Genomic DNA, 10,370 nt, shown 5'->3' with positions numbered 1-10,370 from the left:
TCCTGAAGGTCCATCATCAGTCATGTTGAAATAATGTGCGGTCATCAATCTGGAAAAACAAAAATGCCGTCAAAAAAAGGCTGAAATAATTTGCGGTTTGAATACTGGGAGAATTTGCGGTTCAACATCATAGCTGTCTATCCTGCTGTCGGCTATCACCGGACGTGAGGTATAGCGGGTGATGTAGCCAACAACGCCCTTGATGTTGTCGGTCAGCTTGTCAAAGTCATTGTCATCCATGTCATCCTCGCCAATGTCAGGAAGCTTGTCAGGCGCATGGATGTAGAAACCTTCGGGATAGCTGAGGTAAAGGCGGTTTCTCAGCTTTCTGAATTCGGGATCGGCTGAAAGGGATGGCGATTCGGAAAGAACCTTGAGAAGCTGGTACTGCCATGTCTTTCTGATTTTCCTGAACGGAAAATAAAGTGACTTCATCTTGTCGCTCTTTGTGTCATAGTACTTCTCGCTGCATAGGATATGGATGTGAGGGTTCCACTTGAGGTCGCGCCCGAAGGTGTGGAGGGTGATGATGAATCCTGGGATGCCCCTGTTGCGGTCATCCTTGTAGTCATAAGGCGACTTCCTTTTCTTCACCTTGCGCTTCTTAGCCTTTGTCTTCTTTTTCTTTCCCTGTGATTTCCTGTACTTTGCGCCGTTGGCAATATCGTAGATAGTGTTCCTTCCTGCGATGAACAGGAGGTTGAGCATCTTCCTGTCAGCCAGGAACATGTCTCTCAGCTCCTCAGGAATCGTAAGGACGACATGCCGATGCTTGCAGTCTAGGGCCATGTTAGCCATGTCCTGTGCATCAGCCCTGGCCTTCTTTACGGCACAGGAGGAGCAGAAGCGAGAATGGCATCTGTTGGGGACGATGGTGAAGTTACCGCACCTGGGACACTCGTAGACGGTGTAGCCAAGATCGACGCTTCCACATAGGATGCATTTCTGAATCTGATCGAAGCAGAAATCCCTGATCTTGCGCTTGCCGGAGGGAGTTCTCGTGTTATAAAGCTTAACGATATAGCCGTAGTTGGCTGCAAAGATATATTTGACGCTGTCTTTGCCCTTGGGCGTGTAGCTGGCATTGAAGGGTATGGCTGTGCTGGAAAGATCATCCGGAACATCGCAATTGACCAACCCCATGTAAGATCACCTCTTCAAATATTTTACTACCAGGGATGCCGGATGGAAAGAAAAAGGAGAGGCCATTGAAAATGGGCTCTCCTGAGTGGACATGATTACTTGTAATCATGTCCTTTTTTTATTCATTGCTGCTGATCTCTAGAGATTTCAGTTCTTCTTCCAGCTCTTTCATTCTTGCAATCATGGACTTTGTATAGGCCCCATCAGCAATGACATCAACGATTTTTTTTAAGCTACTTAGTCTCTTTTTCATATTCGTTTTCGAGCTGATCAGGAAGATAATATTCTTTCTTGTTACATAAAGTGTTTGTAAATATACTGGGAAATAAAGTACCGAAATCATTAACGATGTTCCAGGACATGAAGTATAATGATGTCGAGAAATACGAACAGATAAAAGATCATGCTTATATTCAGGAAATGTTTGATTCAGGAAAATGGAAGGATAAGATTAATCCTGAAAATCAAGCACGGCATATGGAATTTATAGCAGCAGAAGGAAAGAGCTATTTCTTTGATGATGTGGGTACAAAGGCGCTTTATGAGAAGTATAAAATGACGGGTAAAATTAGGTACAGTGGAATAAAAGGACAGGGGATGAACTTATTGATATAAGTGAAGACTTGAAACTAGGAAAGGATGCATATAGTGGTAAATATATCAATGGGTTTACTATAAAATATAGCAAAACTGGAGCCCACTTAATTCCTACATATCATGAGGAGGAGTGACAATGAATTTATTGAAATATAATAATAAAAGAGTAAAACTAATCACTAATGATGATGTTATTTATCAAGGCATGGCATATTTCTGTGATGCTGATGATTACGAGACTGAGGAAGATGAACTGACAATCAAAAATCAAATAGATAATAGATACTACGGAGTTGCAAACTCTGAAATTAAATCAATAGAAATTATTGAGCACTCATAGGAGTGCTTTTGTTTTTGCCATGTCATATGGCTATAAAATGGATATTCATGATTGAAAGGGTGGAGAGATGGTAAAGAAGAGATATGGAAATCAGAAGCTTACTCAATAAGCCATTCTAAAATATGTAAAGAAGAGGTCTAAATTCAAGGAAGCAATAGAGCTTTATGAAAAGACAAGACTAAAGGCTTATAAGAGCTAACTATATAAAATTCAAGTAGTTTTTTATGAAATAGTTTGAAAATATAAAACGATTAGATTTTTTAGTTAGTTTTGAATTGATCTTTGAAAATGTGAATATTGGATTAAATTTAGGCATGACGAAAAGAACTTTTAAAATGCGATTTTTAAAAGTTCTGATGCTTTAGCTGCATTGGTCTTATCTTAATAATGCAGGATCAAATGATTGTCCTGTTTCTAGTAAATGATAAATGACTCTAAGCAGCTTTCTAATGCAGTGACCTTGAGCACAACGGTGTCCTTTACCTTGAGAAATCTTTAATAGATAGTATTTCTTGAATACAGGATTATTGTTAATTACAGTCAGTATGATTTGATACAAAGTCTTTCTAAGATATTTAGATCCCTTCTTGGTTATGCCAGTATGTTGGGCGTTGTATTGACTCGATTCATAGTGATATGGTGCTACTCCTGCAAATTTAATGATCTGAGATGGCTTGGAATAATTGCCAATATCTCCTAATTCGGCTAGAATAGAAGTACCAGAGAAATGAGAAATCCCTGGAATGCTTAGGATAGGAGAGTTGTTTGTGATTGAGAACTCTTCTATTTTTTTATCTGTTTCAGCGATTTGCTCTTTAATAAGTGTGATTTGGCTTACTAAGTGTTTGATCTGTATAATTTCAACTTCAGAAGAGATTCCAATAGAATTCTTTGCACATTCTTTTAACTTTTCAGGAGTCAATGAAATGCGCCCGCCTCTGCCTTTGATTTCAAAACATTTACGGATTGTACGAATATCTGTAGAAGCGATAGCTTCAGCACTGCCAAACGTTTTAAGAAGATTCATGTAAACAATGCCATATTTCGAGCTGAACAAAGTGTTGAATTCAGGGAAAACAAGATCAATTGATTTTTGTAGTCGATTACAGTATATATTGAGTTCTTCCTTTAGATTATGGTGATGACGAGTCAATTGTCTTTGTTCGTATAAATCAAAACGGTCAACTTTAGTAATACGATACTGCTTCTTGCGCTCAGAAGTATCTAGAACATCACAAATGGTGATTGTATCTAGTCTGTCATTCTTAGTAATGCCACCTTCCATCTTGCGGGTAAGATCTGTCGTTTTAGGGTTGATCAAGGCAACAGTATATCCGTTGCTAAGAAGAAATTTAAGAAGAGCAACATGGTAATGCCCTGTGTCTTCCATACCTAATAGAATTGATTTTTTAGAATACGGTTTAAGAGAGTTGATCAGAAATTCAAATCCTTCTTTGTTGTTAGAAAAAGAAGAAGGCGTAACATTGAGCTCACCAGTTTCCTTGTCCATAACACAGAAGTGATGACTGTTCTTTCCAACATCGATACCAACTAATTTCATAAATAAACATCCTTTCTTTATAGAAACGTGTGAAAATGGTTATCCACAACACTTAGACCACAAAACCTGGTTCAAAATACGAATTCAAAGACTCATCTAACTAATCACTGTTTTGGAATAAGGTGTGGTAAGAACCTTTTAGAAGTAGTCAAGCTACAGGAAGCGAACATACAAATCCACATTCACATATTCAATTTTACAAATTAACAACACCGCCTTCAACCACGGTTATTAAAGGTTGAAAGAAAGGAGATGTATATTGTAAATGACCAGCTAGATGGGTCAATTACAATATACCAGGCAGTACAATCTGATGGCACCTATCTAAACACCTAAAGGCATTAGAAGCTGTTATTCAAAATAGGGTATTATTATTGGAGAATGAGAAGGATAAGTTATAGCACACTTTAAATAGAGAGGAGTGGGTTTATTTATTTTGATTGCATTTTATGCTAATGCATAGTTTATTGTCTTATAAATAAAAGGCCTGCTATGCAGACCTCATATTAGTTAATTTGTACCCATGGAAGTTTGCTTATGTGTGATAAAGAAGCAATAGAAGTGCAAAAAATTTTGCCGTTCCTATCCGACACTTGGCCATTGTGTCGGATAGGTCGGGCGGTTATTCGGGCAAGTCAATCTTGCCGACAAAGCTGTAATAAATCTCAATGTCCTGCCTGCGGGTGCCGTTCTCATCATAGCTGCACTCATGCACCACAATTTTCTCGATCATTTCCCGCAAGAGAGTGGGGGTCAGTTCTTCAAAGGCAAGGTGCTTGCGGACAATGCCCATAAATTTCTCGGAGTTGACGGTAGCTGCCTGTGACTTGTCCAGTTCGGCTTGCAGGGCGGCGGCTCTCTTTTTCAGCTCCGCTTGCTCGGCTTCGTAGTCAGCCGACAGTTCCATGAAACGCTCATCGCTGATTTTGCCGTTTACATTGTCCTCATACAGCCGCTTGATAATGCGGCTGATTTCAGAAATGCGTTCCTGCGCCTGTTCAAGCTGCTTGATGGCTGCGGCGGTCTTTCGCTTGCCGCCGATCTCGTTCTGCTGGACAAGTAGTTTCACAAACCGGCTCTCATGCTTGGCTGCGTATTCGGTCACTTGCCGGAGATTTGCCAGGACGCCAGCGGTCAACAGATCGGTGCGGATAAAGTGCGCCGTACAGTTGCGGGTGCGCTTCTTGTAGCTGCCGCAGATGTAGCAGTCCTGTTTGCGGTCTTTGTTCTGATACCGCTGCTGATACAGCACATGGCCGCAGTCGGCGCAGAACAAAATCCCGGAGAACAGCCCCACTTCATCGTAGCGGTTCGGGCGTTTGCGCTGTTTGCGTAACTCCTGCACCCGTTCCCATGTTTCCTTGTCGATGATCGGCTCATGGTGGTTCTCGAAAATGGCCTGCTTCTCGACGGGGTTCTCTATGCTGTGCTTGACCTTATAAGAAGGCTTTTCCGTTTTGAAGTTCACCAGACATCCGGTGTACTCTCGGTTTTCGAGGATATGAACGACGGTGTTGGTCGCCCATTTGCACTCATAGCCTGGGTGATAACGGCGGGTGCTGCCTGTCCGCTGATATTCCAGCGCCCCCTTGATGGTGGTGCTGCCTTTATCCAGTATTTCTGCTATCTCCGCGATGGGATAGATAATATAAATCCTGCCTTCGTCGTCCAGCCACTTGTTTTTCTGGGAGAGGGTGGAACGGTCTAACAGCAGCGAATACAGCAGCTTGGCGGTCTGTGAAATCTCCATTTTCAGCAGGAAACGGGGATACGGCAGATAGGCGGGCAGCCGCGTGTCTGCCCTGATATAATCAGCGATAGGATCACCTCCCTGTGTTCGGGTTGATTTTGGCGTATTGTCACGCATTAAAACGCCGTTTCCGGGGGAAAAGGATAAATGTATCGCGTACCCTTTGACACCCACGAAAAAAGCCTTGATTTATGCGGGTTTGAAAGGCTCTAAAGCGTGACATCTCTGCCTTTGTTTCCGCTTTCTCTCGGCGGCTTTGATTTTCTTCATGCGCCCGGCGCAGTCGGGGCAGTATTTTCCCCGGTTGGATTTGGGGACAAAGGCCGCCCCGCAGACGGCACACCGTTTCCGGCTTCCCCGGCACAAGAGGGCTGCGGCCAGCTCCCCGTCAAGGGGCAGGACAGCCACACGGAACCAGTGGCACATGAGGGAAAAGGAAATGCTCTGGACGCACACGCAAGGCTCCCCGTCGTCCAATAGCAGGCAGTTCCCCTCATCGTAGTTACAGCACTCATGTACCAGCCGCCGCGCCCGCCGGTGCTGGCGGTAGTCCATGTGGGGCAGGTTATCGCTCATGGCTCTGCTCCTTTCTGCGGTGCGGCTCGTCCCGGCGCAAAATCTGGTCGATGTTCCGCTTGACGGTCTGCAACTCCTTGAACCGCTGTTTCTGTTCGTGATAGGTGTTATACAGGCCGTCTTTCTCGGAGATAAGCTGCTCGATCTCGGCCTGCAACGCTTTCCGGGCGGGCAGCTTGGTAATGCCATGCGCCTTGAAATACCGGGCTGCTGCGTCGGCTATGATAAAATCGCTCTCATGGGCCTGCCGGTATGCGGCGCGGGCTTTCTCGGATTTCTGAGCCCGCAGCCCGTCGCGGGCGGCCTTGGTCTGGGCGTAGGCCAACACCTGCCGCTGCAACTTCTTTTTCCCTTGCAGCTTCGTTTCCAGTGCTTTCAGTTCGCCGCTGGTCTGGCGCATTTTCTGATAGGCGGTGTCAACGGCGGCTTCTAACTGCTCCGGGGAAGTAAAGCCGTATTGCTGGTAGACGGACAGCGTTTTGGCGGCCTGCTTCAGATTGTGTATCTTCGCCCAGCGTTCATAGCCCCGGCCTTTGCCCTCGGCCATTTTCTGCTCAATGTCCACAAGCCGCTGCACTCCGTCCTGTTTCGGGGCGGCTATCTCGGCTCTGGCAACCTGCAAGCGGTCTTTTATGGTGCGTGGGGGATCGGGGGATCTGGCTGGCGCTTCGGCTGCTCTGGCGGCGTTTTGCTCTAAAACGGCAAAGACAGCGGCGCGGTCAAAATCGTCGCCCAGCTTCCGGGCGGTAATTGGCTTTGTCCTGTCCGGCGTGAGGTAGTGCAAAGGATAAAATAATAATGTAGGAAAAAGACAATATAAAAATGTCGGAAAACCTACATTCTTATTTTGTCCTTTTTGTGTTATTGATATCATTTCTATGGAGGTGATATCAATGGATGAATCACAAAAAGCAAGTCTTCAGGCAGAATTTAGGATAATGGATTACACGAACACAAAACCCAATTATGCTGAGCTGGCAAGAAAGTACAATAAGGATTACAGAACCATTAAGAAGTACCATGAAGGGTACGAGGGAAAACCAAGGACAAGGTCAAAGCCAAGCAGGCTTGACATCTACAGGGAGGTGATTGAGGAAAAACTTAGTATCCCCAGAACAACGAGAAAAGGCGTCTATGAGTTCCTGGTTGACAGATATGGGATTGAGAAAGTTGGCTCCTATTCCAACTTCAAGGCCTACTGCAAGAAGAACAGCCTTTCACCGGCAAAATCAAATACGCCTGGTGGCGGATCGACACGATATGAGACTGAACCAGCCGACATGGCACAGTGCGACTGGTTATGCAAAGATTCTCATAACCAGTCTTATGCAAAGTAAAAAGTTATGAGAAGTTAATTTAAAATCATCCCTTTTATGGGCTTTTTTTATAATTTTGCTTCTCATAACTTTGTGGCTTTTTAAAGTTTGGTTTTCAACCAATCTAATAATTCATCTTTTTCTTCGTTTGAATAATTATCCTCAATTTTCAATTTGCTTGCTGCTTCTAATAGATGTTTTCTTTTAACTTCCGGATTAGCTTTTGAATATATCTCTGTTGTCGTTACTGAGGAATGTCCTAAAATGTCACGTATATAAATAAGGTTTACACCATTCTCTAATAGGTGCATTGCTTTGCTGTGTCTTAGACAATGAGGAGAAATCGTATCAGGATAAATGGTTAGATTTTGCTCCTTTGCTTTTATAAAATGCTTCTGGAGAATATAATTTACACCTTCACGAGTGAGTTTTTCGCCCTTCGAATTAAAAAAAAGATATTCTGAATCTTTTATTTTATAAATAGTTATATACTTTTTTAGTATTTCAATCATTGAATAATCTAATGGAATTATTCTAACCTTTCTTCCTTTACCGTATAAAACTACTGATGCTGGTTTAGTCAATCTCAAATCAGGTAATTTGATATTTATAAGTTCACTAACACGTGCACCACTTTCATACAATGTCAGAATAATTGCTAAATCTCTTAAATCTCTCATATTGTTTTTATCAAATGATTTAAGCATGTCTTGAAATGCTTCTACTGTAAGATAATTCATCGGAACTGATTCTGTTTTCTTTTTATGAATCTCTAATATTGAAGTGCAGATATTCATATACTCTGGGCGATGGTAATTGACATATTTGAATAATGATTTAATCGCAGCCAATCTATTATTTCTGGTAGAAACAGATACATTTTTATTGCTTTCTAACCATTCAAGGTATTCACAAATGATGCCATATGAAAAATCAGTAATTTTAATTTTGTTTGCTTTTATACCTTTGTAGTTCATAAATTCTAAAAGCTGTACAACTGCATCTCGATAAGTTTTAATTGTATTTTCACTGGCATTTTTTTGATTGGTCAGATATCGGATAAAAAAATCACTAACCAATTTAGAAAACTCATTCATCTATATTTCACCGATTCCTTCCAAATAAATATAATGACCTGCATTAATAATTTCCTCATGTCTCTGTAGAGTTAATCTTAAGTAAATCTCTGTGTTTACGATACTTGTATGTCCAAGATAAATACTCAAATATGGCAAGGCACAGTATGGATCTTTTCCTGATTTAATCATTTGATTCAATGCATTACACGCAAAAGTATGGCGTAAAGAATGAACACAAGCGCCTCTTTTGTAACCATTTAATGGACTACTTTTTATCCCGGTCATAGGCAATATTTTATTTCTAAATACTGCGCATATAGTACCAGGGCTTCGTTTCCCACCACGTGGTGACTCAAAAAAATATGTATCACTTTCTTTAGAATATGATTGACTATAATTTGTTAACCAAGTACCAAGTGAAGATTTAAAGGGTACCATTCTAGAAACGTTTCCTTTCCCTGAACGAACGTAAATGATATTGTTTTCTAAATCAATATCATCTACTTTTAAATTTGATACTTCACCAACTCTTAATCCAGTACAGTATAGTAATCTAAATACAGTTTGATAAAAATACTTTGATTGTTCATTATTCTTAAATTTCATATTATCAACTGCTTTGAATATTCTGGTTATCTCATCATCGGAAAAAACATAAGGTATAAAATCTCTAGGCATTTTAACCTGTGCTTCGTAAGAAATATAAATATTTTCATACCCCTGAGATTTCAAAAATTTACAGAATTGTCTAAGAACGCATTCTTTGGAATGTTGAGTCCCTTGAGATAAAGAGGAGTTCGTTTCTAAATATATATCAACCATTTCCTTTGTGATTTTAATTTCACTAAGATTAAAGGAATTAAGAAAATTGTTTAGTGAAACAAGTTCATAGATCCTTTTGCTTTCTAAATTTCTATAATATCCCAAGGATTGCTTATAGGTGATATATTTTTCAAATTCATTTTTAAAAACACCTTCAAAAGTTCTTCTTTTCATAAAGGCACCTCAAGGCTTACCATTCGTAATCCCTCAATATCTATGGATAAATATTTTTCAGTTGTACTGATACTTTCATGTCCAAGAATCCCTTTAATTACTGGTAAAGGAGTATTATTCTTTAGTAGATTTGTGGCTAGACTATGTCTTAAAGAATGCGCTCCAGCCTTTTTGTTTCTTATATTAATGTTTGCCTTGATAAATGCTTTTCTTACAGTGTGAGTAAGAACTGCAGCATCATTAAAAGGAACACTTGTTTGTGTGTTGATAAAAATATATTCACAATCGTCAGATACTCTATGGTTTTTCAAATAATCAAGTAAAAGATATTTTATGTTATCTGAAATTGGCACTTCTATTGGTTGCTTGGTTTTCATTTGTATCTTTTGAATTATGTTTTTATCCCATTTAATTTCACTGAATTTTAAAAAAACGATATCACTAGCTCTTAAACCAGTTTCTGCGGCAATAAGAACCATACATTTATCTCTGATACCACATTCATTAGTTAAATCTATACTATTTATAATTTTACTAATTTCTTCTGGTGAATAATAGGATAGTATTTTGCTTCTCTTATTTGTAAAGATAATCGGATATAATTCATATCCATCATAATCTACTAATCCTAGCTTTTTCATTACATTAAAAAAGTCTCTTATTGTAAACTGAGCAGTACTTCTGGATTGAGAAGCCCAATTTTTAAACTGTACAAAACTATATACATCATTTTTCTGTATGTTTCTGATATCTCCAATTTCATTAGCTATGCAATAATCAAGAAATTGTTTAATGACTTTTAGTTTTGCTTTAATGGTAGCCTCCTTTCATAGTGTAAAATATTTTGTGTAAATTCGATTTGTCGAATTTATTGTGTTCTATAGTAGTTATTTAATAGACAAAAAAGGCATACCCCTTGTAAAATGATTTCTGCAACAAAAACAATCAAAGGAGTATACCCATGAATCATTTTACATCATTGCTTGTCAGAAATCTATTAAATAACGACCAC

At 40.0% G+C, this 10,370-nt stretch carries 11 protein-coding genes and 1 pseudogene; 3 read left to right on the top strand and 9 right to left on the bottom strand.

Going from position 1 to position 10,370, the window contains the following annotated elements; genetic code table 11:
- Positions 1 to 69: 69 nt before the first annotated feature.
- Both FYJ79_RS11960 and FYJ79_RS12725 read right to left on the bottom strand, forming a co-directional pair.
- Entirely contained in the window at positions 70 to 1,143 is a 1,074-nt protein-coding gene (locus FYJ79_RS11960; protein WP_154518796.1) for a transposase zinc-binding domain-containing protein, read from the bottom strand.
- Between the two features lie 118 nt (positions 1,144 to 1,261).
- Entirely contained in the window at positions 1,262 to 1,396 is a 135-nt protein-coding gene (locus FYJ79_RS12725) for a hypothetical protein (RefSeq protein WP_268233744.1), read from the bottom strand.
- Positions 1,397 to 1,491: 95 nt separating this feature from the next.
- Here FYJ79_RS12725 and FYJ79_RS11955 point away from each other — a divergent pair.
- Positions 1,492 to 1,874, top strand: a pseudogene (locus tag FYJ79_RS11955) (polymorphic toxin type 50 domain-containing protein).
- Between the two features lie 2 nt (positions 1,875 to 1,876).
- A complete protein-coding gene (locus FYJ79_RS11950; protein ID WP_154518794.1) occupies positions 1,877 to 2,080 on the top strand; it encodes a hypothetical protein in 204 nt (67 codons plus the stop codon).
- Between the two features lie 376 nt (positions 2,081 to 2,456).
- Here FYJ79_RS11950 and FYJ79_RS11945 read toward each other — a convergent pair whose 3' ends face one another.
- The 4 genes from FYJ79_RS11945 to FYJ79_RS11930 all read right to left on the bottom strand — a co-directional run bounded on the left by FYJ79_RS11945 (position 2,457) and on the right by FYJ79_RS11930 (position 6,841).
- Positions 2,457 to 3,641: an IS110 family RNA-guided transposase gene (locus FYJ79_RS11945; RefSeq protein WP_154518792.1), complete on the bottom strand. Its 1,185-nt coding sequence runs from the start codon at positions 3,639 to 3,641 to the stop codon at positions 2,457 to 2,459.
- Between the two features lie 622 nt (positions 3,642 to 4,263).
- Positions 4,264 to 5,508: a DUF4368 domain-containing protein gene (locus tag FYJ79_RS11940; RefSeq protein WP_154518790.1), complete on the bottom strand. Its 1,245-nt coding sequence runs from the start codon at positions 5,506 to 5,508 to the stop codon at positions 4,264 to 4,266.
- Positions 5,509 to 5,580: 72 nt separating this feature from the next.
- A complete protein-coding gene (locus FYJ79_RS11935) occupies positions 5,581 to 5,946 on the bottom strand; it encodes a cysteine-rich VLP domain-containing protein (protein ID WP_425386754.1) in 366 nt (121 codons plus the stop codon).
- A gap of 10 nt (positions 5,947 to 5,956) precedes the next feature.
- Positions 5,957 to 6,841 carry a relaxase/mobilization nuclease gene (locus FYJ79_RS11930; RefSeq protein WP_456114928.1) on the bottom strand — a complete coding sequence of 295 codons (885 nt, stop codon included), beginning with the start codon at positions 6,839 to 6,841 and terminating at the stop codon, positions 5,957 to 5,959.
- 19 nt (positions 6,842 to 6,860) lie between these two features.
- Here FYJ79_RS11930 and FYJ79_RS11925 point away from each other — a divergent pair, with 19 nt between their 5' ends.
- On the top strand, positions 6,861 to 7,304 hold the full coding sequence (locus tag FYJ79_RS11925; protein WP_154518787.1) for a hypothetical protein: 444 nt from the start codon (positions 6,861 to 6,863) through the stop codon (positions 7,302 to 7,304).
- An 80-nt stretch (positions 7,305 to 7,384) separates the two neighbouring features.
- On the opposite strand, the gene FYJ79_RS11920 is transcribed toward FYJ79_RS11925, so the two are convergent.
- The 3 genes from FYJ79_RS11920 to FYJ79_RS11910 are packed head-to-tail and all read right to left on the bottom strand — an operon-like array spanning position 7,385 to position 9,999.
- Positions 7,385 to 8,380: a tyrosine-type recombinase/integrase gene (locus FYJ79_RS11920; RefSeq protein ID WP_154518785.1), complete on the bottom strand. Its 996-nt coding sequence runs from the start codon at positions 8,378 to 8,380 to the stop codon at positions 7,385 to 7,387.
- Positions 8,381 to 9,358, bottom strand: a complete 978-nt coding sequence (locus FYJ79_RS11915; RefSeq protein WP_154518783.1) for a tyrosine-type recombinase/integrase — start codon at positions 9,356 to 9,358, stop codon at positions 8,381 to 8,383. It abuts the gene before it with no gap.
- Entirely contained in the window at positions 9,355 to 9,999 is a 645-nt protein-coding gene (locus tag FYJ79_RS11910) for a tyrosine-type recombinase/integrase (RefSeq protein ID WP_154518781.1), read from the bottom strand. Before FYJ79_RS11910 ends, FYJ79_RS11915 begins: the two co-directional genes overlap by 4 nt.
- Positions 10,000 to 10,370: the final 371 nt, after the last annotated feature.

Origin of the sequence: Sharpea porci (genome assembly GCF_009695655.1) — a bacterium.
GTDB classification, from domain to species: domain Bacteria; phylum Bacillota_I; class Bacilli_A; order Erysipelotrichales; family Coprobacillaceae; genus Sharpea; species Sharpea porci.
Note: the sequence above shows the minus strand (reverse complement) of the source record. Positions and strands in the feature narration are given on the sequence as shown.

Coding starts and splice junctions, on each gene's coding strand:
- FYJ79_RS11960 (WP_154518796.1), bottom strand. CDS start 1,143: ATGGGGTTGGTCAATTGCGATGTTCCGGATGATCTTTCCAGCACAGCC.
- FYJ79_RS12725 (WP_268233744.1), bottom strand. CDS start 1,396: ATGAAAAAGAGACTAAGTAGCTTAAAAAAAATCGTTGATGTCATTGCT.
- FYJ79_RS11950 (WP_154518794.1), top strand. CDS start 1,877: ATGAATTTATTGAAATATAATAATAAAAGAGTAAAACTAATCACTAAT.
- FYJ79_RS11945 (WP_154518792.1), bottom strand. CDS start 3,641: ATGAAATTAGTTGGTATCGATGTTGGAAAGAACAGTCATCACTTCTGT.
- FYJ79_RS11940 (WP_154518790.1), bottom strand. CDS start 5,508: ATGCGTGACAATACGCCAAAATCAACCCGAACACAGGGAGGTGATCCT.
- FYJ79_RS11935 (WP_425386754.1), bottom strand. CDS start 5,946: ATGGACTACCGCCAGCACCGGCGGGCGCGGCGGCTGGTACATGAGTGC.
- FYJ79_RS11930 (WP_456114928.1), bottom strand. CDS start 6,841: ATGATATCAATAACACAAAAAGGACAAAATAAGAATGTAGGTTTTCCG.
- FYJ79_RS11925 (WP_154518787.1), top strand. CDS start 6,861: ATGGATGAATCACAAAAAGCAAGTCTTCAGGCAGAATTTAGGATAATG.
- FYJ79_RS11920 (WP_154518785.1), bottom strand. CDS start 8,380: ATGAATGAGTTTTCTAAATTGGTTAGTGATTTTTTTATCCGATATCTG.
- FYJ79_RS11915 (WP_154518783.1), bottom strand. CDS start 9,358: ATGAAAAGAAGAACTTTTGAAGGTGTTTTTAAAAATGAATTTGAAAAA.
- FYJ79_RS11910 (WP_154518781.1), bottom strand. CDS start 9,999: ATGAAAAAGCTAGGATTAGTAGATTATGATGGATATGAATTATATCCG.